At 36.2% G+C, this 25,503-nt stretch carries 21 protein-coding genes, 1 pseudogene and 1 riboswitch; of the genes and pseudogenes, 14 read left to right on the top strand and 8 right to left on the bottom strand.

The window, feature by feature from the left end:
• Window positions 1-52: 52 nt before the first annotated feature.
• Complete coding sequence (locus M1R53_RS07220; protein ID WP_249242547.1) at window positions 53-469, top strand: hypothetical protein; 417 nt, start codon at window positions 53-55, stop codon at window positions 467-469.
• On the opposite strand, the gene M1R53_RS07215 is transcribed toward M1R53_RS07220, so the two are convergent.
• The 4 genes from M1R53_RS07215 to M1R53_RS07200 form a co-directional block, all read right to left on the bottom strand.
• Window positions 466-945 carry a nitrous oxide-stimulated promoter family protein gene (locus M1R53_RS07215; RefSeq protein WP_249242546.1) on the bottom strand — a complete coding sequence of 160 codons (480 nt, stop codon included), beginning with the start codon at window positions 943-945 and terminating at the stop codon, window positions 466-468. The two genes, M1R53_RS07220 and M1R53_RS07215, sit on opposite strands and share 4 nt — an antisense overlap.
• Window positions 946-959: 14 nt before the next feature.
• Entirely contained in the window at window positions 960-2,612 is a 1,653-nt protein-coding gene (locus M1R53_RS07210) for an amino acid ABC transporter ATP-binding/permease protein (protein WP_249242545.1), read from the bottom strand.
• Window positions 2,602-4,332: an ABC transporter ATP-binding protein/permease gene (locus tag M1R53_RS07205; RefSeq protein WP_249242544.1), complete on the bottom strand. Its 1,731-nt coding sequence runs from the start codon at window positions 4,330-4,332 to the stop codon at window positions 2,602-2,604. Before M1R53_RS07205 ends, M1R53_RS07210 begins: the two co-directional genes overlap by 11 nt.
• Window positions 4,333-4,818: 486 nt before the next feature.
• Window positions 4,819-6,012 (bottom strand): cation:proton antiporter, encoded by a 1,194-nt coding sequence (locus tag M1R53_RS07200; RefSeq protein ID WP_249242543.1) that lies wholly within the window; start codon window positions 6,010-6,012, stop codon window positions 4,819-4,821.
• 75 nt (window positions 6,013-6,087) lie between these two features.
• Window positions 6,088-6,154: riboswitch (Fluoride riboswitch) on the bottom strand.
• Between the two features lie 1,355 nt (window positions 6,155-7,509).
• Between M1R53_RS07200 and M1R53_RS07195 the strand changes: the two genes are divergently transcribed.
• Window positions 7,510-7,656: an iron-sulfur cluster assembly accessory protein gene (locus tag M1R53_RS07195; protein ID WP_249242542.1), complete on the top strand. Its 147-nt coding sequence runs from the start codon at window positions 7,510-7,512 to the stop codon at window positions 7,654-7,656.
• A 381-nt stretch (window positions 7,657-8,037) separates the two neighbouring features.
• Here M1R53_RS07195 and M1R53_RS07190 read toward each other — a convergent pair whose 3' ends face one another.
• Window positions 8,038-8,739 (bottom strand): B3/B4 domain-containing protein, encoded by a 702-nt coding sequence (locus M1R53_RS07190; protein WP_249242541.1) that lies wholly within the window; start codon window positions 8,737-8,739, stop codon window positions 8,038-8,040.
• 264 nt (window positions 8,740-9,003) lie between these two features.
• Between M1R53_RS07190 and M1R53_RS07185 the strand changes: the two genes are divergently transcribed.
• Genes M1R53_RS07185 through M1R53_RS07175 form a run of 3 tightly spaced genes read left to right on the top strand, consistent with a single transcriptional unit; the run spans window position 9,004 to window position 12,777 of the window.
• Window positions 9,004-11,127, top strand: coding sequence for an HsdM family class I SAM-dependent methyltransferase (locus M1R53_RS07185; RefSeq protein WP_249242540.1), 2,124 nt, complete (start codon window positions 9,004-9,006; stop codon window positions 11,125-11,127).
• Window positions 11,115-12,263, top strand: a complete 1,149-nt coding sequence (locus M1R53_RS07180; protein ID WP_249242539.1) for a restriction endonuclease subunit S — start codon at window positions 11,115-11,117, stop codon at window positions 12,261-12,263. The genes M1R53_RS07185 and M1R53_RS07180 overlap by 13 nt, the downstream gene beginning before the upstream one ends.
• Window positions 12,217-12,777, top strand: coding sequence for a restriction endonuclease subunit S (locus M1R53_RS07175; RefSeq protein ID WP_249242537.1), 561 nt, complete (start codon window positions 12,217-12,219; stop codon window positions 12,775-12,777). Before M1R53_RS07180 ends, M1R53_RS07175 begins: the two co-directional genes overlap by 47 nt.
• 94 nt (window positions 12,778-12,871) lie before the next feature.
• Here M1R53_RS07175 and M1R53_RS07170 read toward each other — a convergent pair whose 3' ends face one another.
• Both M1R53_RS07170 and M1R53_RS07165 read right to left on the bottom strand, forming a co-directional pair.
• On the bottom strand, window positions 12,872-14,002 hold the full coding sequence (locus tag M1R53_RS07170) for a PTS sugar transporter subunit IIC (RefSeq protein WP_249242536.1): 1,131 nt from the start codon (window positions 14,000-14,002) through the stop codon (window positions 12,872-12,874).
• 13 nt (window positions 14,003-14,015) lie between these two features.
• The gene (locus tag M1R53_RS07165; protein ID WP_249242535.1) at window positions 14,016-15,245 is read right to left on the bottom strand and encodes an aminopeptidase; all 1,230 of its coding nucleotides are present in this window, start codon (window positions 15,243-15,245) and stop codon (window positions 14,016-14,018) included.
• A 94-nt stretch (window positions 15,246-15,339) separates the two neighbouring features.
• Here M1R53_RS07165 and M1R53_RS07160 point away from each other — a divergent pair, with 94 nt between their 5' ends.
• The 6 genes from M1R53_RS07160 to rlmD are packed head-to-tail and all read left to right on the top strand — an operon-like array spanning window position 15,340 to window position 20,249.
• Window positions 15,340-16,047: a hypothetical protein gene (locus M1R53_RS07160; protein WP_249242534.1), complete on the top strand. Its 708-nt coding sequence runs from the start codon at window positions 15,340-15,342 to the stop codon at window positions 16,045-16,047.
• A 40-nt stretch (window positions 16,048-16,087) separates the two neighbouring features.
• Window positions 16,088-17,173, top strand: a complete 1,086-nt coding sequence (locus M1R53_RS07155; protein WP_249242533.1) for a hypothetical protein — start codon at window positions 16,088-16,090, stop codon at window positions 17,171-17,173.
• Window positions 17,174-17,178: 5 nt separating this feature from the next.
• Window positions 17,179-17,601, top strand: coding sequence for an NUDIX hydrolase (locus M1R53_RS07150; protein WP_019214436.1), 423 nt, complete (start codon window positions 17,179-17,181; stop codon window positions 17,599-17,601).
• Window positions 17,601-18,539, top strand: coding sequence for a DNA-binding protein WhiA (gene whiA, locus M1R53_RS07145; RefSeq protein ID WP_070600170.1), 939 nt, complete (start codon window positions 17,601-17,603; stop codon window positions 18,537-18,539). The genes M1R53_RS07150 and whiA overlap by 1 nt, the downstream gene beginning before the upstream one ends.
• Window position 18,540: 1 nt before the next feature.
• A complete protein-coding gene (locus M1R53_RS07140; protein ID WP_019214438.1) occupies window positions 18,541-18,927 on the top strand; it encodes a GrdX family protein in 387 nt (128 codons plus the stop codon).
• Window positions 18,927-20,249 carry a 23S rRNA (uracil(1939)-C(5))-methyltransferase RlmD gene (rlmD, locus tag M1R53_RS07135; RefSeq protein WP_249242532.1) on the top strand — a complete coding sequence of 441 codons (1,323 nt, stop codon included), beginning with the start codon at window positions 18,927-18,929 and terminating at the stop codon, window positions 20,247-20,249. The genes M1R53_RS07140 and rlmD overlap by 1 nt, the downstream gene beginning before the upstream one ends.
• Before the next feature lie 142 nt (window positions 20,250-20,391).
• Here the strand turns inward: rlmD and M1R53_RS07130 are convergent.
• A pseudogene (locus M1R53_RS07130) lies at window positions 20,392-20,710 on the bottom strand (IS3 family transposase); the annotation flags it as partial.
• A gap of 208 nt (window positions 20,711-20,918) precedes the next feature.
• Between M1R53_RS07130 and M1R53_RS07125 the strand changes: the two are divergent.
• From M1R53_RS07125 to M1R53_RS07115, 3 genes are read left to right on the top strand one after another with little or no spacing between them, the layout of a single operon-like run.
• Window positions 20,919-21,524, top strand: a complete 606-nt coding sequence (locus M1R53_RS07125; protein WP_019214797.1) for a TetR/AcrR family transcriptional regulator — start codon at window positions 20,919-20,921, stop codon at window positions 21,522-21,524.
• A 51-nt stretch (window positions 21,525-21,575) separates the two neighbouring features.
• On the top strand, window positions 21,576-23,486 hold the full coding sequence (locus M1R53_RS07120) for an ABC transporter ATP-binding protein (RefSeq protein WP_106018425.1): 1,911 nt from the start codon (window positions 21,576-21,578) through the stop codon (window positions 23,484-23,486).
• A 3-nt stretch (window positions 23,487-23,489) separates the two neighbouring features.
• Window positions 23,490-25,226, top strand: a complete 1,737-nt coding sequence (locus tag M1R53_RS07115; RefSeq protein WP_106018426.1) for an ABC transporter ATP-binding protein — start codon at window positions 23,490-23,492, stop codon at window positions 25,224-25,226.
• The last annotated feature ends 277 nt before the right edge of the window (window positions 25,227-25,503 follow it).

Raw genomic sequence — 25,503 nt, 5'->3', positions numbered from 1 at the left:
TTTTATGCTTTGGGTATATATTGTTAAATATATATTAGAAAGGTGGCACATCATGGTCAAGAAAAGATATCTACTACTCATAGCGAGCCTAGTTTGGCTATTCGCAGGGATAAAAGTCCTAAACTTAGGTCTCGAAGCCTACAAAACGAATTTCTCGGCACTAAACGTTTTGCTATCCATAGCGGTCTTTATAGCCTTTTGGTTCATGGTTTTCAACAGGCTTGTAAACAAGCACACTGCAAGGATAAAAGCGTATCAAGAAGAGAAAAGATACTTTTGGAACTTTTTTGATCTCAAGAGCTTCATCATCATGGCGATAATGATGACAGGAGGCATCCTTATCAGAAAATATCAGCTTTTAGATATGAACTTCATAGCTTTTTTCTACACTGGCATTGGGAGTGCACTTAGTCTAGCTGGAGCTAAATTTATGCTAAACTACTATCAATTCAAAAGGACAGGGAATTAATTTTCTCTGTCCTTGTTTTTATTTATCAAATTTTTAGCCATCAACAAATTTATCACAAATTTCAACCCTATAATCGGGTGTTTCATCATAATTTTTCTGCCGGCGTACTTCATAATCGGCTCTATATTTTCTAAATCCTGGCTCTTGTAGCAGGTGGCAGGGCATTGGTGGCAGAAAGTTTTGTAGAAGGAGTGTGGGCAGCGATCTGTGTGCCTAAAGGCTTTCATGATTAGCTCGTAATAAGTGTCATTTATCTTGCATTTCCAAAGCTTTGGATTTTTATTGATAAATTCATCTATGCCTTCTTCAAATTTATATTTGCTAATGGATTTTTTATTGCCTCTTACCATATCTTCGCAGTAAATAGCCGCCATCAAGAGAAATAATTTCTTTTCGAATAGTTTTTTCGCTGCTTCCTTATCCTTGTCGATTGGGATTTTATTTTTTAGTATTGGAAATGTTTTTTCTTTTATCATTGTTCACCTTGTTTTTATTTCATTTTAATCAAAGTATTACATATCCTAAGCGTACTATCCCTATGACTCACCATAATTACAGTCTTCCCCTTCATATAATTCACAATCGAGTTTAGGATTATGCTCTCGTTAAGTGCGTCCAAATTACTTGTCGGCTCATCGAATAAATAAATTTCGGCATCTTTCAAAAAGCATCTCGCAAGTCCAAGTCTTTGCTGCTCGCCGCCTGAAAAGTTCTCGCCCAGCTCCTTGATATATGTGTCTAAGCCGTCCTTAAGTGAGCTTACATAATCAAGTATCGATGCCTTGCGTAGCGCTTCCTTAAGCTCTTCGTCAGACGCATAGGGCTTTGCAATCAATAGATTGTCTCTGATGCTGCCCTCGAAAAATTCGCTCGTTTGCGTCATATAGCTAAGATTCTCGTAAAGCGATGCCGTATTTATATCCATAATATTTTTGCCGGCGATTTTAATCTCGCCACGGTCAAGATTCCAAAAGTGCATGATAAGCTTAAGCATAGTCGATTTACCGCATCCGCTTGGTCCTTGAACGCCGATAAACTCATGATTTTTAACAGCTAAACTAAAATCATTCAAAATCTTTTCATCTTTATAAGCAAAATTTATGCCATTTATTTCAATAATATTTCCTTCGTATGAAGCAATTGCATTTTTTCTTAAATTTTCTTTATTAGTAATTTCCTCAACCATAGGCACTTCTTCAAGTATATTCATAACTCTATCAGCCGAGGCAAGCGTTTGTGAAAGGCCATTACCAAGAAGCGAAACGGCTCTGACGGCGCCAAAACTAAAGTATGTTAAAACAGATGCTAGGAAGATGTCTGAGCCAGTTGTTCCAGTCACTATCAAGACTAGAAAGACTAGAGCAGTCACAAAAACTTCAAGCATGTCTTCAAGCGCAAGAAGTACTGCAAGCTGCTTAATTAGCGTATCTTGATTAGTTTTAAGTCTCGCGTTTAGTGCGTTAACTTTTTTCACGGCCTCTTTTTGATAAGCAAAGCTAATTATTTCGGATATGCCTCTTAGCAAATCCAAAAAGCTGTTGTTGATCCTCGCAAGTGCGCGTCTTGTCTCAGCTGCAGCACTTCCAGCTAGCTTTGAGAATATCATTGGCAAAACTATTGCGATGGCTGCGTGGCCCATAAGCATTACAAGAGCTGCTAGAGGTGATATTTGTCCCAAGAAAAACGCATATACAAGGCTTGTGATGATTGCTATGCAAACTGGGGATATGGTGTGAGCGTAGAAGACTTCCAATAGCTCCATGTCAGAGGATATGGCGCTGATCAGGTCTCCTTTATTCATCATCTCAATCTTAGCAGGAGCAAGTCTACGAATCGCTGCGAACACTCTATTTCTTAGCAGAGCCAATACTTTGAATGCGATTAAGTGGTTCATGTACTGCTCAAGATATCTGAAAAGTCCTCTCAAGATGACAGCTCCAGCCATTATTTTCATGATGCTTGCCATTTGCGAGCCGCCTTCGACGTACTGAAGTATGAGTTTTGCGCCCATCACGCCAATTGCTGTGTAGAATAAAAATGAGATGCATCCCGCTAAAACAGCTATTGCCATGAATTTGCTAAGAGGTCTGACTACTTTTAAAAGTTTAGTAACAGTTTTTAATCCGCTTTTATTATTTTTCACTTACAAGACCTCCTTCCAAGCTTTCTTGCGCATCGTAAATGCGCTTGTACTCGCCATTTTGCGCCATGAGCGCGTCATGAGTGCCTTCTTCTACAAGTTTTGCCTTAGCTAAGACATAGATTTTGTTAGCATCCTTAATCGATGAAAGACGGTGGCTAACTATGATTACAAGCTTTTCTTTGGCAATATTTTTGATATTTTCTAAAATTATTTCTTCACTTTCGATGTCAATGTTGCTAGTTGCCTCGTCAAAAATGAAAATTTTCGAATCTTCAATCATAGCTCTCGCAAGAGCTAGCCTTTGCCTTTGGCCGCCACTAAGGTTCACTCCGCCGCTTGATAAAGGCATTTCAAGGCCATCTCTTTCAATGATCTCCTCATATAAATTAACTTTTTTAAGAGCTGTGTTTATAGTACTGTCATTGACATTATTTTTTGCCATCACTAAATTTTCTCTCAAAGATCCCTCAAAAATGTGTGCATTATGCGTAATCCTATTGACATTCGAGGCGATGGACGCAGAATTTATCTCATTATACGCAGCTTCATTTGCAAAAATATCGCCAGAACTTGCTCTCATCGCAGCTGATAAAACTTTTGCAAGAGTTGATTTACCCGAGCCGCTCTCGCCAACAAGAGCGATGTAGCCTTTATTAGGGAAGTCTATATTAATATTTTGAAGAGCAAATTCATCTCCGTCAGGGTACTTATATGAAAGATTTTTTACGCTAAGCTTGATATCATCAGCTTTAGGGAAGCTCATGCCTCTTTCATCCTCTTTTAGTTCTAGAAAATCTATAAGCGTTTTACCAGCGGCAACACCAGTCATTGCAACGTGAAAACTTGCTGTAAGCGTAATCATCGGTCTGAAAGCATCCATGGACATGATTAGTATCATGATTAAAAAGTGCAGAGCAAGGCCAGTTTTTGCATAAACGTAAAGACTCATGAAAATGCAGGCGATGGACGAACCATAGGCGATCCATTCGATTAGAGTTATTGAATTTAGCTGCATAGCAAGTATACGCATCGTTTCATTTCTAAAGTCTTCAGCTTTTTTGTCAAGCTCGTCAGCCCTTTTCGCGTCCGCTCTGAAAATTTTTAAAGCAGTGATGCCTTGTAAACTGTCAAGAAATAGCTCGCCAACGTCTTGATATTTGCGCCAATACTTCTTTTGCATGCGCCCAACCATGGTCAAGATAAATTTTAATAAAAGTGGTATGATTGGCATTAGAACTAGGAATAATAGTCCCACGCGCCAGTCGATATACGTTAGAACCGCGAAATTCACAAGACTTGCGCCGAATGCGCCGTAGTACTCAGGAAGGAAGCGGCCGTAATAGTTTTGCAGCTGCTCAATAGTGTCCGAGCCTAAATTGATTAAAGTCGCTGTCGAAATTTGTTCTTTGTAGCTTGGACCGATTGAAACCGCCTTCGTGATAAGTCTTTCTCTAAGCTTGCCTTTAACCTCGCCGATGATGTTTGATTGATAATCAGTCACCTTGAAAAGCGCCAAAACCCTTATAATTACGCCAAGAACAAAGATTATTAAAAGCCTTTTCATGTCAATGGCAGTTTTTGAGTAAAGCGCCTCAGCCAAAGTGCCAAAGGCTAGAGCAAGTAGAGCAGTGCCTACAACGCGCAGCATCATCATAAAAATACTGTTGCGAATATATTTTTTCGCATTGCCAATAGATTTGAATAAATATTTATCAAGCATAAATTGTCTCCTTTATGTATTTTAGTGCATGACTTAGCTCGCACTAACCAAGATTAAGTATAACATATTATTAAATGAAATGCTATATTTTTTGAATAAAAAACAAGTACCTAAGAAAAGTACTTGCTTTAAATAAATTAATTTTTTATTGCGTAATGAACTAGAATAATATAAATTTTGCTGGAAAAACTAATTAAATATTCCAATTAAATTATATTGAACAATTTTTTATCGTGTCAAGGGACCTACTCAAAACAAATTTCGCGATGAAAAGAAGAATCTCTCACATTAAAGTGTTCAAGAATCTTTGCGCTATGATGCATAAGGCGAAGCATAACGAGCGACCGACTGAGGTGTACGTACAGGTACTCCGTAAGGAGGAAGCGAGCGCGCAAGCCTTAGGCACAATTTGAAGAACCTCACCCACCATCAAAGCTTCGCTTTGGATGTGTCGCGAGAACCTTGGTGCATCGCACGGGCGTGAAATTATTTCTCTAAGAATTTTTTGTAGGTCAAATCCATGAGTGTCGCTCCCAACGGCGCAGTAATAAGTATCGCAAGTGCTGCGACAGACAAAATTATCTTGCCGCTTTCAAGTCCCATAGCTAGTGGCACAGAGCCTATCGCCGCTTGCACTGTCGCTTTCGGTAGATAACTAAAAACTGTGAATAGCTTTTCCTTTTTATTAAGTCCAGTGCCTATGGTCGAGATGATTACGCCGACCGTTCTAAAGGCAAGCGCTGCAAATATCATCACCACCGCCATCAGCCCAGCGTCAAGTGTGTAGCGGATGTCGACCTCGGCGCCAACAAGTACAAAGAGCATGACCTCGGCGGCTATCCAAAGCTTGGCAAATTTCGCCGAAAGTCTAGAAGAAACGCTCTCCACACTCTTTATTCTAATGGTCATCGCCATGGTAACGACAGCTATAAGCGAGGAAATGGCAACTTTTTCCTTAAGCAGTCCCTCGATTGCAACGAGTAAAAAGCTTAGAGCCATGATGATTAGAGCCTTCATGCTGTTTCTTATTAAATGTTTTTTCGAAAATGATTGTTCAAAGACAAAGCTCGCCACAAGCCCAAAGACCGCACCTATTGCAATGCCTAGAACTATGCTGATGGGAATCGCGGCGAATTTACTTAGGTCAACGCCTTTACCCATTGCCATGCCTAAAAAGCTAGTAAATAACACGATTACGTAGATGTCATCCATGGATGCGCCCGCCATAATCATTTGCGGTATTGCTTTTTTCGTTCCGTAGCCCTCATCCATGAGCATGGACATACGAGGCACAACGACTGCAGGTGAGACTGCGCTTAGTACAGCGCCCATAAGCAAGGCGTCAATGGCACGAATTTTTAGCAAAATGGGTGCAAAAAGTGCATAACCCAAAATTTCGAAGCTCGCTGGCAAAAAACTTAGTAAAAGTGCTGGTCTGCTTGCTTTTTTTAAATCTTTTAGGTCAAGTGATAGTCCTGCCTTGATCAGAATTATGAGTAGGGCGATTTGCCTTAGTTCAGCCGAGATTGAGAGGATTTTCGGATCTAAGAGATTTAGTACGAAGGGACCTAAGAGAACCCCTGTAAATAGCATGCCGACTATGCGTGGCAGCTTGAGACGTTTTGATGCTTCGGCTAGTATTAGGCCGAGTAATAGTATAAATGCTAGTGATTGTATCATAATTTACTCCTTTTTCTTTTGCTATAAATTTGCGCCTAAAAAATAATAATTGCACAAAAAAAGCTGCTACCCCTGTAAAAAACAGAAGTCATCAGCTTATAGCGGTTTCATTTCGTGGGAGAACTTCATTCCCATGTATTTATTATATAATTATTTTAATTAATTTTATAGATTTTGTCAAGAGCTTTTATAAAAAAGATAAAATTTTAAAATCGACCCACATCAACCTAACTATAATTTCTTAGGAAAGAATAAAAATTATTTAATCAAAAACCTTTGCGCTATGCTGAGATTGGCGTTTGAACACAAAAAAAGCTAATATTTAAAAAGATAGTATCTTAATAATTATAATTTCTTAGGAAAAGAAGAACCCCGTCCATAAATGGACGAGAACCTTACTGCTTCGCATCTAGATGATTGGGCGAAATGAAGATTTGAGGCAAGCGAAGTTTAATCAAAAAAGCTAAAATTTAATCGATCCACATCAAAATAAATAAATTCTTTAGATTACTTATTCATGTCAATGAATCTGATCAAACTATTTTGCGGAGCAAACGTGATGATTGAGCGAAGTGGACTGACGAGGCAAGCGGAGTGTACAAAAGTACTCGAGCATTGCCGAGGAGGGAACGAGCTCAAGGGCGCGTTTGAACGCAAAATTATAGCTAATATTTAAAAAATATTAGCTATCCATCCCTTGACGATTTCCTTTAGGTTCAATCATCGCTTTAACAACTTCCTTTCGTTCGTGTGCTTCAAAAGAACATCTTATACATTCTTTCTTAGCGATCTTACTTTGTAGATTCATCCATATGCACTTCATTGTTTAATTTTCACCTTGAAAAGATAAATAATTCTCCACTCGAGAGATGAATAAAACTCTTTTCATAGTCGTGACCTTTAACACATGTCATCTACCATCGTCATAAATATTAAATTTTATTTCTAAATTACCTCCACTAATAAATATCTTATTCTTCTTATATAAGAATTAAGAGAATATGATTAAACAAGCACTTCAGCAGCTGTTGCCACTTAAGGTTCATCTAATTTAGACTTTATTTACCTTTGATCCGCTTTCGCTCTCAAATAGTAAAAGTTAAGCCATTCATTCCTTGCTAAAATATTTAGCTTCGTATCTATATAAAGTCAAGGGATGGAGCTAATTTTCTTTTTCGATAGATGTTATCCATCTATCTTGGTTATAGTATAGCACGCTAAATCGATTTTGTCAAGTACTTTTTTAAAAATCATACTTTAGTAGTACGTTTTTCCATTAAAATGGCAATATCATTCATAAATCTTTATAAAAACATAGAAACTATAGATAAATTTTATAGCTTTGGGTATATATAGCTTGGTGATATTATGAAAATAGAAATAAAAAATAAAGCAGCGGCAAGACTTAACGAGCTTGGCGTGAAGGAAAATAAAGACAAGGCCCTACGCATAAGAGTTTTAAACTACTCCTGAAGGGGCGCCATCTATGGCGTGACTTTGGATAAGTCAGATGAAAACGACATAATCATGGACGTAGACGGTTTTAAGGTTTGCGTGAACAAGAATATGGATTATATTGAAAAATTTACGATTGATTATTCAAGTAATCCCTTAGCTAAAGGATTTCAGGTTTATGTAGATTAGTTCTTGTTAAAACGAGCCCTTGACCTAATATTGAGAAAAGTGATTTTCACGAGCGCAGCCTTCGGAATAAATTGCATTAATTTCTTAGCGCAGTGAGCCGCCCGTGGGCTCATTTAGTTGAGCGAAGCGAACGGATATGAGACCACAGGTGAGCAAGCTTAGAAATTAACAATTTATGTAGACGTAGCAAGCGAAGGAAAACACTTTTCGATGTGCAATGCTCAGGTACCCACATATACATTCCGCTTGCCTCAAAGCTCCACTTCGTCCCATCCATCTATTCTATCTAAGAACTTTAGCATAGAATTAATAAATATATTAACTCGAATAAAAACAAGGGCATATGGTTTAGACCATATGCCCATTCTTATGCAAAATTCTTTATATTTCTACTGAAGGATTATCTTTATCTAAAATGTGTACTGCCACGTCTGCGTTTAAGTACTTAGTCAAATTTTCCTTCAAAAACTCAAGAGCTCCTTCAAGCGCATCATATCTATCTGGATCAACTAGCTCCATAATCATGAAAGCATTTTTCGTATCCTCAGTAATCATGGTTCTGATGCCATCGCGCCAGTTAAAGCATCTGCAGATAGCGCCCTTGTCGTCCTTGTAGCAAAGTTCGCCCTCATAAGTTTCAGACGGATCCTCGCCGATAGCTTGAAATTCATCGCCGCCCTCAGTGATAGTTAATTTTAAATCGCCAACGAACTTGTCAGAGTCCTCAGCACCGCATGGAAGCGCAAACTTAAGCGATGCAGCGTTATAGATGTCAACCAAAGTATTGATCGAGCCAACGATGTTGCCCTTAGAAAGTCTCTTTAAAAGCGCTTCAATCGAGCATCTCGCGCCTTTTTTAGTCTTAAACTTCTTGTAAGCCTCTCTCCAAACAGCAATCTCCTTATTCTCACTAAGCTGTCCAGCTACAAGATATTTTTCCGCCTCATCGTTCGCATCAAGAAGCATCTTTTTTACTTCAATCGGGCTTTCGTCCGAATTTTCCATGTTTTTAACTAAAATTACCCCAAGCTTCGCCTCAGGAAATAATTCAAAAAAGCTTTTATCCGCTATAAATTTACTCATTTCTTCCTCCTTAAATATATTTTTTCTTGTAGTTATTATAACATAAAAAGGCGTTATTTGCAAAACCATGTTTATAGTATAGCCACTTCGTCTATTTATATGCAAAATGAAAAATAGGGGGAAAATTCCCCTTAATTTTCAGTCAGATTTTTAAAATTATTTAATTTATTTAAGTTAAACTTAAAATATGATATAATAAATTTAGAGGTTATTATATTAAATATAATTTACTACTTATTAATATTCGTTTAGGAGGAAAGAGCAGTGAGCAAATCTGAACAAATTATTCAAAATGAAATATTTAGCAATAATGTTAGTATTTTAGACAAGTATGAATGTTTAAACTTAGGAGCTACAACAATTGGCAGCCTAATGAGATCATCTATAATTAAAGAATACAGTGTTTCCAAAAATGTTTCTTCAAAAAAACCAGATGTTTTAATAATAGATAGTGAAAAAAATGTAATTATCTATGTTGAGCAAAAAACGCCAATTAATTTAAAAAATGATAAAGATTTAGAGAAAGCAATAGAGCAAGAGTTATTTGTAGCAAAAGCAATAAATGCAAAGATATATGTAGTTAGCGATGGAACTTCATTTTATTGGATTAATCCTAAAACAGGAAACCCAATAATTGATGAAAATGGAAATTATATTAATTTAGAAATAAAACCTAAGGAAAACGGAAAAGAAGTAGCAAAATTAATAAATGATATATTAATATCTATTAACGATACGTCAGATCAAATTCTTAAGAAAGAATTTTTAGACCCAACAGATTTAGCGATAAAAATAAATAAAAAACTTGTAAATTTAACATTTGCTTCTGCTAAAATGTCTTTATATACATTTGTTGAGTTATTTTTATTTAAATATCTTTCTGATATTGGTGTGTTAAGTGGAGATAATTCTTTTTCTTACATAGCCAGCATGTATGAGAAAGAAGATAAAGACAAAGATAAAGATAAAGATAAAGACTCTAAAAATAATGATTCAAAGGTTTTAGGTAAATATCTAGAAGGACCAAGAGAGACTATGAGGACAATATTTCCAGAAGGACAAGACGGAACCAGCATAATCAATGGACAAGTATTTCATATAAAAAAAGATGAGTTTAATCAATACATTAGTCCAGATAATACAGATAAAATATTTAAAGAAGTAATTCTAGAATTTGAGAACTATGAAAAGGAAAATGGAAAGTTTATCCATATCAGTGCTGATTTTAAGTCAAAACTTTTTGAAACTTTTATGAAGCATAGCAATGAAAAAGCAAATATGGGACAATTTTTTACTCCTTTAAAAATTGTTACAGAAATGATTCAAATGGTAGATATATATGAAGGTATGTCAATATGCGATCCAGCTTGTGGCGTAGGGAAGTTTATACTCGAAGCAATAGAAGATAAAATTCCAGAATATTATAATTATAAAAAGAAAAAACTTGAGAAGCGTATCAAAATAATTGGATTTGATAAGATGATGTCTGAAAGAGACGATTTGACTATAATACTTGCTAAAGCTAATATGCTAATATATTTTTCAGAACTTTTTAAGAAAAATAATTCATTACAAGATGTTAAAACAATATCACAAAGTTTATTAAATGAGTCATACTATTTATATCAAACAATGCTTGGAACATTAGGAGAGTTAGAAGAAAATAAATATGATTTAATTCTTGCCAATCCGCCTTATTATCAAAGCAAAGTAATGATGGAAGCGGCAAAAGACACAGAAAAATACAGTTTAAATGGTGCAGGGGTAGAAAGTTTATTTTTAGAATGGATATTAAAGTCCCTTAAACCTGGAGGAACTGCAAATGTTGTATTACCAGATGGGATTTTTTCAAACTATGCCAACAGTAAGCTTAAAGAATATATTTTAAATAATTTTTTTGTGGAAAGCATAATCTCACTTCCAGTAGGAGCGTTTTTCAATACACCTAAAAAGACATATATATTAACGGTTAGAAAAGCAAGTGAAAGAGAAAAAGAAGAAAATAAAAAGCAAGATTATCCAGTTTTTGCTTATATTGCAACAAGCATAGGAGAAAGCCTTGATGTTTATAGATTTGATATTGAGGATAATGATTTAAAAGAAGCTGTTGCCAAATACAACTTCTATAGAAAAGAAGACAAAAATAATCTAAGAGATTTAATAAAAAATCATATTGAATCAGATCCTAAATTAAAATTATTAGATATTAAAGAGTTTGATAAAGATAAATCATGGATAATAGAAAACTTTTGGTCTGAAGAAGAAAAAATTGAGATAGGACTTAAAAAGGCTAAAAAAGTAGTGACTGTAGATGAATTTCAAATGTTACTTGACGATATGATTTCTCTAATGAATGAATTCAAGGAGGAATTGGAATGGCTGAAGTAATGTGTAAGGAAGTTAAATTAGATGAAATTATGGATAATCAAGGTGGAAATTCAAAGTATTCACTTAAATATATCAACGCTAATCCTGGGGAATATCCAGTCTATTCTGCGAAAACAACAGGAGATATGAACAAAGGATATATAAATACCTATGATTATTATATGGAATGCTTGCAAATAACAACAAATGGTGCAAATGCTGGGACTATAATATATAGGGAAAAGGCAAAATTTTCTATAGGATCAGACTCTAGAGTTTGGTATTTGAAAGACGATATTGAAAATATATCTTTGAAATTTATAGAAATTAAATTAAGATCTATTTTTTCTTCAAAAGACTTTTCTTGGACTAATAAAGCATCGTTATATAGAATAAAGAATATCAAATTAGAAATTCCTGTTGATGGTAATGGAGAATTTGATTTGGAGCTACAAAAAGAAATAGTAAAAAAATATGAAATTGTAGAGGAAAAGAAAAAGGAATTTAAAGAGAAATTAGAATATTTTAGATACGTTCAAGTTGATTTTTTAAAAGAAATAAATGTGGGAATAAAAGAGATTCCATTTGATGATTTATTTGATATAGAGCGAGGAAAAGTTATTTCTAAAAAATATATTGATAATAATAAAGGCGATTATCCTGTATTTTCTACTCAAATTGATAGCTCATTTGGATATATAGATTCGTATATGTATGATGGGGAATATTTGATATGGAATACTGACGGTTTAGGTGGATTTATAAGGAAAATAGATGGTAAATTTTCTATTACAAATATTGTAGGAATTATGAAGCTTAAAGATAAATATAAAGGACTCGTTGATTTAGAATATATAAAGAGAATTTTAGAGCCTATTTTCAGAGAAAATGTCAAAGGAAGAGAAGGTGTTGGGGGGAAAAATGAATATACAAAAATTAACAGTACAATGATTAAAGAATTAAATATAAAAATTAACTTTCCATTAAACGAAGAAGACAAGATTGATATTGAAAAACAAAAAGAAATTGTAAGTAAGTACAAAGCCATTGAAGAAATGAAAAACTCTATTTTAGAAAAAGGGTTCCCATTTACTTTATCAAACGTACAATTTGATCAAGAAACGCCTTATATATATATATATATATATAAGGGTTAGAGAATTATTTGATATTCAAAGAGGGAAAGCAATTTATACGAAAACTTATTGTAAAAATCATAAGGGAGAGTACCCTGTGTTTTCAGCAGACAATAATAAACCATTGGCCTTTAGAGATGATTATGATTATGATGGAAAATATTTAACATCATCAGTAAATGGATTAGCTGGCATTTTGACCATTATAGATGGAAAGTTCTCAGCTACAGCAGATAGAGTTATTTTTATTCCAAAGCTAGAAGATATTAATTTGCATTACGTTAAAAATATTTTAGAGCCAATCCTAAGGAATAAAATAAAAGGAAGGATGGGTTTAATGGGCAAGAATGAATTTACTAAACTTAACCCTAGAATGATTGAAAACGAATTAATACCAATTCCCTTCAACAGTTATGGAGAACCTTTTTTAGAAAAACAATTTATGATATCTAATAAATTTAATACTGTAGAAAATATAAAAAAGAAAATATATGATGGATTAAATGAACTATTAGATACAGAAATATTATTTTAATTTATAGGCTATGATTTTTCATAGCCTATTATTTCTTTCCTTCACAAAAAAAGCGCACCTCACGATGCGCTTAATTCATTTCAAAATCTATTAATTATCTATCCAAGTTATTATAAAAATCATCCACGCTTCTTGCTTCGTCATCTTGGTAGCGTCTTGGTTTGTCTGTGTAGTCGTATCCGTCATCTTCGTAGATGTCGTAGTAGTCGTAGTCTCTGACTACTCTTCCTGTTCTAAACTCGTATTGGTTTGTGTAGTCGCACATAGCCATTTGTGAGTAGACTGTTGAATAAAGCGTAGCGCATATCCAAGGGATGGCTGCTAGTGCAAATACCCATGGCGCTCTTAGTCCTGTTGCAATCAAGGCTATAACTAGTGTTGCGAAGCCTCCTACTACAAAAGTGCCTATATAAATAATTAGCATTTTGCCTATCCAGTTGAATATAAATCTATTGACTATGCCAAAGGCTGCGCTGATGCATGTGCCTATGCCGATGTACTTGTTTGTTGTAACTAAGTAGTAGGCGAAGGCTCCTGCTAGGCCGATGTAGAAGTTAACTAGTGCTAATACTAGTGTCATGATTATGACTATAGCATCATAAGAGCCTGTCATAGCGCTGATTATACCAAAGATTATGGCTGTCGCGCCAGATATTAGTCCAAATATTATTGTTATTGCTATACCTTTAATAAATTTTATGAATACGGACTCTGTTACGTCTTTTACGCCTCTATTCATCTTGAATATCCACTTGTTAACGTGTGTAACGAAGGCGATGGCGATTAATTGAATTGCTATGCCCATGATTAAGAAGCTTAGTATCATAAGTGTTGATGTTCTTGTGATATTCATGAAAGCGTTTAGGTCTTTATCGTTTAAGCCGCCTCTGTCTCTAAAATTCTTGATGCTGCTCATAACATCATCAAAGCTTTCTGCGTCATCAAGCTCGTTTGTGAAATCTTCTAGACCACTGATATTTGCATCGATTTGATTATTCTTTCTCATTTGGATGTTTAATGTCTCTGATGAAATTTGCATTATGGATCCAACATTTAAGGCTAGAAATCCGCCTATAAGCACGATGTAAACTAGTGCAAAGCAAAGAAGTGCCTTGATATTGTTTTTGATGTAGGAGTTTGTTGCTTGAAAAATCTCTGTTATGCCGCTTGCTCTGCCGCCTTTCATCTTAGGATTAAATTCATCGTATACAAAATTTTCGTTCATAATTATTCCCCCCTTAAAAGGCCCAATTGCCTTTTTCAAATATTTTGTATTCTTTATTATCTTTATACCCAATTATCTCTGTTGTTTCATCACCAATCATAAAATCGACATGAATTTTGCTATCATTTATACCATTTTTAAGTAATTCTTCTTCGCTCATGGCAGCGCCGCCTTGGACGCAAGTTGGGTAAGCAGCTCCAAAAGCTAGGTGACAGGATGCGTTCTCGTCGAAAAGTGTTGAGTAAAATAATTTTTTACTATTGCTAATAGGTGAGTCGTTTTGCACAAGAGCGACTTCGCCTAGCATACAAGCGTTTTCATCTGTCGCGATTAAATCTTCTAATAATTTTTGATTTTTCTCTGCTTTTACTTCTACGCATTTACCATGCTCAAATCTTAGTGAAAAGTTTTCTGCTAATTTTCCTGATAATGACAATGGTTTTGTCGCGTAAACTATACCACTCACCCCATCTCTTTTAGGAGCGGAGAAAATTTCTTCAGTCGGGATATTAGCTGTGAAGCGAACGCCTGTCTCGCTCATGGATGAGCCGCCTATCCATAGATGATTTTTTGGCATCTCTATAGTTAAATCAGTACCTAATTTTGATGTGTAATGAAGTTTTTCGAATTGCATTTCGTTTAAGTACTTAGCTTTTTCTTGTATATTATTTTCAAAATCGTCCCAAGCCTTGTCTGGATCAGAGCCATCTACTCTAACTATCTTAAATATTAAGTCCCATAGCTCTGATATACGCTTGTCTTCAGATACGTTGGGTAAAACTTTATCTGCCCAAGCCTTTGATGGCACTGCTACGACGCACCATGGGTTTATGTCGTTCATAGTGTATTTTTGGAAAGGTTTCATAAGATTTGCGTTCACGCTGCGCATAAGCATAAGTCTTTCAGGAGAGACGTCCTTCATTAGAGACGGATTTGGTGCGATTACTGATAAAAAGCCAGCCTTTCTCTCTGCAAAATCAAGCATCATATCAAGCTTCCACTCAGGCGCGTGCTTGATTGCCTCTTCACTCATCATCATCGCGCTCATTCTGTCGCATTCGTCGTCGTGAATCCTTACAATTACTTCACTTGCGCCTCTTTCGTAGGCAAGTTCAGTTAATTTTCTTACGAAATCCATCGCTTGGGTCGAAGTATTTATAACTAGCGGCATGCCTTTTTGTACGTTTATGCCCCTTTCGATAACAACTTTCGCATAATTTTTTAATTTATCTTCAAAATTCATTTTGCCCTCCTTAGAATTAAAGTATTAAATACACTCTTCTTGTGATATAATATATATTATATCATATTTATTAAAAATATGTAATGGAGGCCGTATGAAAAAATTTAGAGATTTAATAATTTTAGATGAAATGAATTTAGTTCTTGCTTGTGATAGCGCTGGGGGCATAGGCGAGAAGCCATGTGACGAAGTCTTTGCAGATGTAGAAATGGTCTCATATTATGCGGCTTTTGTGCCAATAGTTGAGCTTTTATGTGCAAGAAGCACGCCCATGGTCTTGGTTGACACGCTTTGTAACGAAAGAGAGCCCTATGGCGAAAAAATTATTCGCGGTATCAAGATGGCGATGAGTGAAGCGGGCATGACGAGTGAAAATGCTTTTACTGGTTCAAGCGAAGAAAATTTTTTAACAAATATGACTGGGATAGGCGTTACAGTTTTGGCTAGGGGGATAGATATACGCAAGGCGCAAAAAGGCGATCGGGTCTATGCCATCGGTCAGGCACTTGTCGGCGAGGAGCTTATAAAGCATCGTGACAGAGCCATGAGCATGAGTGATTATATATATTTAAAGGAGCAAAACTATATTCATGACATCGTTCCCATCGGCTCAAAAGGTGCGGCGCATGAAATAGCTGAGATCGAGTCACACTCAGGTTTAAGAGCGCGCATAGTAAATCATGATTTTGATTATCATAAATCGGGCGGGCCATCCGCCATTTGCCTAGTCACTATGAATGAGGATGACTTTAATAAATTAAATTTAAAAAAGGACGCGAATTTGTTAGCTTTTATGGAGTAAATGGGTATAAATGTATTTAGAGTACGAGGAGGAGAGTCAAATGAAGAAATTTAAGTTCTTAATAATTTTTTCTGTCATGCTGATAGTTTTGACGGGATTTAATGCTTTTGCAAAGAGCGAAAATAAAATGACTTACAAGATGAATCTTATGGAGGACGCGATGTATGTAGACGTCAAGATCGAGACGGAGCACACAAGTTTTAAATTTGCAATCGATGTACCAAAGGGCGCTGAGGTCTACGATGTAGAAGGAAAGAGCCTTAGAGATAGCTTTGAGTCGGGAACTAAGTACATCTTTGACTTTAACGGCGGCGACAAAGAAGTTTCATACAAGATCAAGGGCCTTCCAAAGGCATTTAAAAGAGCGGACGGATTTGTTTTTGGACTATACAGAGCTTTTAACACGCATATCAACTCCATTGACATAGCCTTCGATAGCGTTTATTATGACAAGCCAGAACTTGAGATATTTACCTCGCTTGATAGTGTTAAGATTGAAAAATCAGATGATAGCATAGAAATAAGTGAAGTGGACGAGCCCATTGACATGGCTATAGGCGTAAAATATCCTAAAAATGAGTTTGTGAACGCGCCTTATGAGGACATGGACTACGAAGACTATCGAAACGATGAGCTTATGAGGGTGCAAATTACACGCATTGACAGGCCTGGCATTTCGGAGGTAGTTCTTAAGGGGCTTATAGCTGTCGCATTATTAGCATTTGTAGTTGTCGGATTTTTAATGACAAAGAATCAAAGATTTAGAAATAAATTTAGAATAAAGAAAAAATACGAAGAAAAAGAAAAAAGCGGCAAAACTTTTGACATAAATGACATAGATGAGTACATTTATTTAATTTATCAATTTTATGACATAAAAGAGGACAAAATTGCTAGCTACTTAGGCGTGGACGAGGCTGACAAGCTTGTCGAGGAAAAATTAACTAGTTCCTATGAAGTGCTATTAAAAAAGGGATATATAGAGAAAGAAGACTCTGATTACAGCGTGGCTCTAACAAAGAAGGGCAGGCTGAAACTAGAAGAGATACTTATCAAGAAGGAATATTTACTCAGTCAAGACAATATTTCAGATGAGGAAGAAAAATTTTTAAGATTGTTCAGGTGATTTAGGTGAGGGTACTTAGCTCAGGAGGCGTAATTATCAATAACAATTTAATACTACTTTTGAAAAAGTACAACGGCGACTACGTTTTACCAAAGGGCAGGATAGAGCGCGGCGAAAGCATTCAAGAGGCTGCGCTTCGCGAGGTAAAGGAAGAAAGCGGAATCACTGGCGAGATTAAAAAATATTTAGGCAAGATTGAATATTCTTTCATTAACAAGGTAAGAAACATAAGGATTGATAAGACGGTGCATTTCTTTTTGATGTCTACAAAGGACACTCACACTAAGCCTCAGAGCATGGAAGGCTTTAAAACGGCGAAGTTTTACGAAAGAGATGAAGCGATCAAGCTTATGAAATACAGCCAAGAAAGAGAAATAATCAGAAAAGCTATAGAAGAGTACGACAGAGAGAAGAATGAGGAGAAGTAATGAGTTTTTCACAAAAAGCTAAGGACGAAGCGGCTAAGCTGATGATCACAGACGAAGACACTTCCCTTGCTGAGCTTATGGCATACGTCAGATACGTCTCATCCATTAGCTTCATATCGGGGAAAGTCGCTGTTTCATTCAGAGTGCAAAAAGCGGCTCTCGCAAGACGAATTTTTACAGTAATCAGAAATTTATACGATACAGACCTTGATGTAGGCATATCAAAGATGACGCAGCTAAAAAAGATGAACATCTATACCATAGTCCTAAACGATACGGATATAGTTATGCAGATGTTTAAAGACACGCGCATGGAAGGTTTTTTGGACGTGAACAAAGTGCCGAGAGCCATCAAAGAATCGGACGATATGAGGAGGAGCTACTTAAGAGCGGCCTTTTTGGCAGTCGGCTCCATCACTAATCCAGAGCGCGGCTACCATCTCGAAATGCTCTTCGAAAGCGAGTTCGAGGCAAACGAGGTCAAGGACTTGATGAACGTCTACGGTCTTGGGGCGAAGTACGTTATGCGTAAAGGTAACTACATCACTTACCTAAAAGGCGCCGAGGAAATTTCAGATTTTCTCACAGTTATAGGCGCGATGAGAGCAGTGCTTAGCTTTGAGAATATCAGGGTAGTTAAGGACGTTAGAAATAATGCGAACAGACGGACCAACTGCGAAACAGCCAATATACAGAAAACGGTCGATGCATCGACAAGGCAAGTAGCTGATATAGAGTACATCGACGAAATGATAGGCCTAGACGCACTAGATGCTGATTTAAAAGAACTCGCAATACTTAGACTGAACAACAGAGACGCATCACTTGCAGAGCTTGGAAGGCTTATGGAGCCAGAGCTTGGCAAATCGGGCGTAAACCATAGACTTAAAAAACTAGCTGAGCTAGCAGAAAATTTAAGAATAAATGAGGAGAATTAAAATGAAAAGAACCATAGTTACAAACAACGACTACGTTAGAGACAAATACAAAGATGACTTTGACATGATCTACATAGACAAAGTAGATAATTACACAGGTGTTTTACTTAAGGCGAGAGACCTAATTCACGAAGGATATAAACTACTTACACATCCACTATCAGGCTCAGTTAAGCCGAATGAAACACCATTTAAGACAATTATTTTGGAAAAAGGCAAAGGACTTGATCAAGACGGACTTATCATAATTGAAGAAGCAATCGGAACCATTAACAAATTTTTAAATATCGAGAAAACACCCGATTACAACGAGCGCGTCATCGACGACTGCAAAGTCATAGACCTTTCCATCATAGACAACACAATCAATTTAAGAAGTTCAATCTAATGAAAGAGTTTTACATTGAAGATATGACCAGTCAGCTAAGGGGCGTTGCTAAGTCCGAGGGACTGGTCTATTTTATTAAAGGAGCCGTGCTTGGTGATATAGTCACAATCACAAACGAAGTGAAAAAGAAAAGCTTTATCGAGGCGGATGTCTTGCAAATAGTCTCGCCATCAGAGTTTCGTGTGGACGGAGCAAGTGATGAGGCGATTTTAAGCGGCCTTTCTTATGAAAAAGAATTCGAGTGGAAAGTTAACGGCCTTAAGATGAACCTTAAGAAGATGGCTGGGCTTGACGTGGACGTAGAAGAGTATATGGCGAAGACTTTAGCACACTATAGAGACAATACACAGGTCAAGGTCGCTCGTGGATATAATGGCGAAGTAGCTATCGGTTATTTCGAAGAAGGCACAAATACAGTAGTCGACTCAGAAGAGATGCTTTACATGAATAAAGAAGCGCTTTCGGTTTACAAAGGACTTAGAAAATTTGTAAAAGAAAATTATAAGGGCTACGATTGGAAGGCAAAGAAAGGCGATATCAAGGACATAGTCTTTAGAAACAACGAAAAAGATGAGCTGATGATCACCTTTGTATCGCACGAAGAAATTGTGATTGATATTGAAAAATTAAAAGCAGCCATAGACATGAGCAAGGTCAAATCCATTTACCTAAACATCAACGATAAATCAGATAAAGTTTTGTATGGAAGAAAATTTACTAAGCTATATGGCGAGGACTTTTTAAGCGTAAATATCTTGGGACTAGATTTTAAAATATATCCGCAAACATTTTTGCAAGTGAATTTAGAGATGATGGACGTTTTATATAAAAAAGCACTCGAGTATTTAGGAGACGCATCGCAAATGGATGTATTGGAGCTGTACTCAGGCATAGGCACCATAAGCTTATGCGCTGCGAAAGAAGCAAAATCAGTAACAGCAGTCGAAGTAGTAGAAGCCTCAGTTAAAAGCGCAGACGAAAACGCTTTGGCAAATGGCATAAAAAACGCAAAATTTATACACGCCAAAGCAGAAGACGCGATAAATAGAGTCTTGAAAGAAAAAACCTACGACGCAGTCATAGTCGACCCGCCGAGAAAGGGTCTAGATAAAAAAGTAGTAGATATGCTAAAGACAAGCGGCATAGAAAAGATTGTATACATCAGCTGTAACCACGCAAGCCTAGCGAGAGACATCGCCTTGATGAGTGAGGTGTATAAAGTGGAGAGAGTAGCCGCAGTTGATATGTTTGCAAGAAGCGCTCATGTTGAGACGGTAACTCTATTATCCAAACTTAATACAGAGCACCATTTGGATATATAAATAGGTGAAGATGAATTGTCTAAAATTGATAGACAAGAATTTATTACAACGAAAATTAAAAGAATATATAGATATTGCTGGTGAAATAAACGAATAAAATTTAAAAAAGGTACGGGGGTGCGGACAAAAATTTGGACAGTTTTTATGCAGCAAATCCAAGTTTTCTCCTATACTCTACAGGACTAAGATTTCCCAATGACGTTTTAATACGCTCTTCATTATACCTAGAAATATAATCATTAAGCTCCTGCATGAATTCAAATATGTTGACTCCTGGCCAATCCTTATTGTAAAACATCTCTTTTTTTAGTCTTCCAAAAAAAGCCTTCACAAGCAGCATTGTCGCCAGTACAGCCTTTTTTAGACATGGAGCGAGTAAGGCCCGCCTCATCCATACGCTGAATCCAACTCGGCCAACGGTAGTGACATCCACGATCTGAATGGACCGTGGGATTCTCATCATACTTAATCCATGGCTTCTACTTTGTGTTTTTGTGGTTAGTAACACTTTATCAGATTAGCCATGGATTATTTTATTTATTTGTTGCATTTCATATTACAAATCACTATAAAGTGTATTCCGAAAAAATTAGTTGACACTAACTTAAAATTATGCTACAATAAAACTGACAGTTTTGTCAGTTTTGTTTACAAAGAGAGGTATATATTTTGGAAGGGAAAAAACAGAAAGCCAGTCAAATCAGAAAAAAAGAAATATTAAATGCAGCTAAAAAGGTTTTTTTAAGGAAGGGTTTTGCTGACACGGTAATGGAAGATATTATTGTTGAAACCTCGCTTTCTCGAGGAGGTGTGTATTACCATTACAAAAATAAAGTTGAGATATTACATGATTTAATGCGAGAAGGTATGGCTTATCGAGTCGACAAGATTAATGAAGTTCTGGCAGAGTATTCGGGAGAGCTAGATGCTAACGCTGTAGCACATATGATTGTCGATAAAGTACTTGATGAAAGTGAACTCATGAGCGTATATGCCATATATCTTCAGGCTACGAAAAACAATGATGACCTAAAGAATTTGTTCCCAATTTTGGTCGAAGAATCCTTAAAGGCTGCATATATAGGAGTTAAAGTTGCAAAGAAAGATGGGTGCGAATATCTCACAAATGACTTTTTAATATTTTTTATGAATACAGTTATACTAGGTTGTGAAATCTTAGATGGGGCAAGGGATAGCTTTATAAATAATAGAGAGTTTTTTATAGAAATAATAAAGCTGTTTATTGATAGTTATGAAAAAGGTAAAATAAGGTAATTTTTTTTAAACTAATAGTTAGTATAAGCTAACTGAAAAGGAGATGAGTTAATGAAGAAAAAAAATGATGAGTTGATTTGCTCTGCTTCGGACAGCAAGAAACTCAAGCAAAATAAAAATTTAATAAAAGAGGTAGAGAGTTTAAACTTGGATGTTCCTGATGAGATTATGCAGCGAATCGAAAGTGATGTAGAGCAAAGCGAAAAAAAACCTAAAATCAGTATGGGTGGTTTAAATAAAGCACTTATGAGTGTAGCACCTGAGTATAAGGGTAGGATGCGAATTTCTGTTATTTTTGCCTGCATTGGAGAGCTTTTTAGTTTTTCTACCTATTTTTTTAGTGCTTATGCAGCAGGATGGCTTATAAAAAATGCCGGGGGTAATCCAGTCGGCTTTCATGCGTTAATGAAATATGCTTTTTTTGCAATAGGATCACTGCTCCTTTACTTTATATTTACAGGATTCAGTACAATCATTTCACATAAAACCTCTTTTTCCATACTTGCAAAACTTAGACAGACTTTGTTTGAAAAATTAAAGGTAATTCCAATGGGGTACTTGGTGGATAATCCTGTAGGTAAAATTAAGGTAATTATCATGGATCGAGTAGCAGATATGGAAGACTGGGTAGCCCATTTGATGCCTGAACTACCTAGTAGGCTTTTGCATCCGATACTCTGCACAGTTATTTTGTTTTATTTAGATTGGCGTATAGGATTATCAATATTTGTGCCGCTACCAATTGTTTTTTTAGCGATGATTACAATGATGTATAAATACCGTAGTAGAATGGCGGTGTGGCTATCAAGTTATGCTAATGTTGCCGACAGAAGTGCGGAGTATGTTCGTGGAATTCCTGTAATCAAAGCATTTGCACAAGACAAAGTTTCGTATGGAAAGTTTGCAGATGCGGTAAAATTCTATCATTTTTCAACGATGAAATGGTGGAAGCAAAGTTGGTTTGGCAAAGCACTTATGACGGCTGCAATGATGACACCACAGATAGTGAGCTTACCTTTAGCTTTCTATTTATATGGGAACGGGCAAATAGGCATTGAAACATTGCTTTTATCACTTATTCTGCCAATTGCTATCCTTCCACAAGCTTTTGCAATCATGATGAGCTTTGAACTTTTTCAGATGGCTTCCAATACTTGGGTATCCATACAAGAATTACTTGATATGCCTGATCAAAAACGTCCTAATGCAGAAAATAAAGTTACTATAGATAGGGGCAAGGGAATAAAATTTGATAATGTAAGTTTTTCTTATCATGACGGAACTGAGGTATTGCATAATATTTCTTTTGAAACAAGCCCCGGAGAAGTGACTGCACTTGTCGGACCTTCAGGTGGCGGAAAATCTACAATTGCAAAGCTTTTAGCAGGATTTTGGGATCAGTCATCGGGTAAAATTTCCATTGGTAATGTTGATACAAAGAATATTTCATTTAAACAGCTTGCTGAAGAGATTTCTTACGTTTCACAAGATAATTTTCTTTTCGATGTAAGTATTAGAGATAATATTCGTCTTGGAAAGCCTAATGCATCCGAAGATGAAATTATTGCGGCAGCAAAAGCTGCTCATTGCCATGACTTTATTACGGCACTTCCTAAAGGGTATGATACAAAAGCAGGAGAAGCAGGAGGAGCAATGTCGGGCGGTGAAAGACAGAGAATAACTCTTGCCAGAGCAATTTTGAAACCTGCATCAACCATTATTTTGGATGAGGCGACAGCTTATGCCGATCCTGAAAACGAAGCTCTAATCCAAGAAGCAATATCGAATCTAGTAAAGGGGAAAAATCTTGTGATGGTTGCTCATAGGTTAAATACAATCAAGCAGGCACACCAAATAATTCTAATCGATAAAGGTCAAATTATAGCCAAGGGTAAACATGAAGAACTGATGGAAGAGCCACTTTATGCAAGCCTGTGGAAACAATATTTAGGGGAGGAATAAGACATGGAGTTTATAAGATTATCATTCAAACTGGCAGGACAGTATAAAAATCGTCTTAAGGCAGGAATTTTTCTTATTTTTCTGCAAAATGCTTCAATGCTGTTTGGATTTTTCGCTCTCTTTCTTGCATTCGGTTGGATGAATGAAACTACATGGGAGCATATTTGGACAATTTTCGGAGTGCTTTTTGCTTCCTTTCTTTTTAATTTTTTGACAGGCTGGGCGAAAAGTGGTCTTAGTGACGGTGTTTTCTTTGGCATTTTCAAAGACTACAGACTTGCAGTTGGCGAAAAACTTAAAAAGGCGCCTATGGGATATTTTGCAGAACAAAGCCTATCAAGAATTATGGCGGCATTTACCAATGTTATGAAGAGTCTTGAAAATTACTCTGCAATGAGTATCGACTTTGCTGTTTCAGGCATTTCAATATCCTTTTTTCTGTTGGTTGGGATGTTCGGTGTAAATACTAAAATTGGATTTTTAACTTTAATTTGTTTAATTCTTATTTGGTTATGCATGTCTCTTATGATTAATCAAGCAAAAAAAGAGGTTGCACGTGAGCATGCAGCTATTACAAAGGTGGGTGATGCGTTAGTCGATAGCATTAGCGGGATTCCTGTGCTTCGCAGTTTTCCGTTTGCAGATGAAGGTGTTGTTGAAGAAATACATTCTAAATTGAAAAATGCTTCTGAAGAACTTAGACTCTCTCAAGTACATTTTGAAATCGTCTTTGTTATTTATGCAAGAATTTTTTCTACTGTTATTAATCTTTCGAGTTTACTTGTTACATTATTTTCTTGTTATCTTTATACGAAAGGGGAAGTTTTATTACCACAAGCGCTTACTGTTTCAGCTGCCGGCTTTATGATTTTTGGCGGTTTAAAACAACTTGAAAATGCAGCCATCCTCATGGTTAAGAATCCTGCCAATATGCAATATTTGGATGAGGTTTTAGATATTCCTGAAATAAGTGACGGGACTTTGGAAGTTATGGAAAATCAGGATATCGTCTTTGATAAGGTGAGCTTTAGTTACGACAAAGGGAAGCCTGTTTTAAAAGACCTTTCATTTACTATTCCACAAGGGTCAAAGACAGCTATCGTAGGACCGTCAGGATCCGGAAAAACGACAATAATCAATTTGATCTCTCGTTTTTATGATGTTGACAGTGGTGAAATAAGATTAGGAAATAGAGATATACGAGATTATAAAGTAGAAAGTTTACTGAAAAATCTTTCACTTGTTTTCCAAAATGTTTATCTTTTTCAAGATACTATAGAGAATAATATTCGCTTTGCAAATCCTAAGGCAAGTCATGAAGAAGTAGTGGAAGCTGCTAAAAAGGCTCGTTGCCATAATTTTATTATGGAACTTCCTGATGGCTATAACACCATGGTAGGTGAGGGTGGCAGTTCTCTTTCCGGTGGTGAAAAACAACGAATTTCTATTGCTAGAGCATTACTTAAAAATGCACCTATTATTCTTTTAGATGAAGCGACAAGCTCCGTTGATCCTGAAAATGAATATGAGATTTTGGCCGCGGTTGAGGAATTGTCCAAAGGACACACTGTAGTTTCGATAGCTCACAGACTTTCAACTGTGAAAAAAGCCGATCAGATACTAGTGATTGATGACGGTAAATTGGTTCAAGAAGGCGAACATAACGATTTGATAAATAGAGAAGGAATTTATTCAGCATTTATCAAGGCAAGAGAGCGAGCTGCAAGCTGGAGATTGTAAAAAAAAGTAAACGATTAAAAGCAACCGACATTTAAGAATTAAAAAGCTTTGTAAAGCACATATAGATAATTTTTGAAGCGATTAAGAATAAAATAACTTAGTCGCTTTTATATCGTGATTTTTAAATTATAAAAAACAAAATTAATGGAAAACCGAAAAAATTTATCAAATAAATTAAAAAATTTGGTAAGCAAGGGGGGGGTCAATCTGTCCTTATGTAAAGTGAAGGGAAGTTTGACTTCCTGTATTTTATTGATGATAGTGAAGATTGCCTATT

Source organism: Fenollaria massiliensis, assembly GCF_023347705.1.
GTDB lineage: Bacteria > Bacillota > Clostridia > Tissierellales > Peptoniphilaceae > Fenollaria > Fenollaria massiliensis.
The sequence above is the reverse complement of the archived record's forward strand: the minus strand, read 5'-3'. Positions and strand labels throughout refer to the sequence as shown.

Excerpts from the sequence above, each read along its gene's own strand:
- M1R53_RS07115 (WP_106018426.1), top strand. The coding sequence starts at position 23,490 with ATGGAGTTTATAAGATTATCATTCAAACTGGCAGGACAGTATAAAAAT.
- M1R53_RS07120 (WP_106018425.1), top strand. The coding sequence starts at position 21,576 with ATGAAGAAAAAAAATGATGAGTTGATTTGCTCTGCTTCGGACAGCAAG.
- whiA (WP_070600170.1), top strand. The coding sequence starts at position 17,601 with ATGAGTTTTTCACAAAAAGCTAAGGACGAAGCGGCTAAGCTGATGATC.
- rlmD (WP_249242532.1), top strand. The coding sequence starts at position 18,927 with ATGAAAGAGTTTTACATTGAAGATATGACCAGTCAGCTAAGGGGCGTT.
- M1R53_RS07205 (WP_249242544.1), bottom strand. The coding sequence starts at position 4,332 with ATGCTTGATAAATATTTATTCAAATCTATTGGCAATGCGAAAAAATAT.
- M1R53_RS07180 (WP_249242539.1), top strand. The coding sequence starts at position 11,115 with ATGGCTGAAGTAATGTGTAAGGAAGTTAAATTAGATGAAATTATGGAT.
- M1R53_RS07220 (WP_249242547.1), top strand. The coding sequence starts at position 53 with ATGGTCAAGAAAAGATATCTACTACTCATAGCGAGCCTAGTTTGGCTA.
- M1R53_RS07155 (WP_249242533.1), top strand. The coding sequence starts at position 16,088 with ATGAAGAAATTTAAGTTCTTAATAATTTTTTCTGTCATGCTGATAGTT.
- M1R53_RS07140 (WP_019214438.1), top strand. The coding sequence starts at position 18,541 with ATGAAAAGAACCATAGTTACAAACAACGACTACGTTAGAGACAAATAC.
- M1R53_RS07215 (WP_249242546.1), bottom strand. The coding sequence starts at position 945 with ATGATAAAAGAAAAAACATTTCCAATACTAAAAAATAAAATCCCAATC.
- M1R53_RS07160 (WP_249242534.1), top strand. The coding sequence starts at position 15,340 with ATGAAAAAATTTAGAGATTTAATAATTTTAGATGAAATGAATTTAGTT.
- M1R53_RS07170 (WP_249242536.1), bottom strand. The coding sequence starts at position 14,002 with ATGAACGAAAATTTTGTATACGATGAATTTAATCCTAAGATGAAAGGC.
- M1R53_RS07200 (WP_249242543.1), bottom strand. The coding sequence starts at position 6,012 with ATGATACAATCACTAGCATTTATACTATTACTCGGCCTAATACTAGCC.
- M1R53_RS07165 (WP_249242535.1), bottom strand. The coding sequence starts at position 15,245 with ATGAATTTTGAAGATAAATTAAAAAATTATGCGAAAGTTGTTATCGAA.
- M1R53_RS07190 (WP_249242541.1), bottom strand. The coding sequence starts at position 8,739 with ATGAGTAAATTTATAGCGGATAAAAGCTTTTTTGAATTATTTCCTGAG.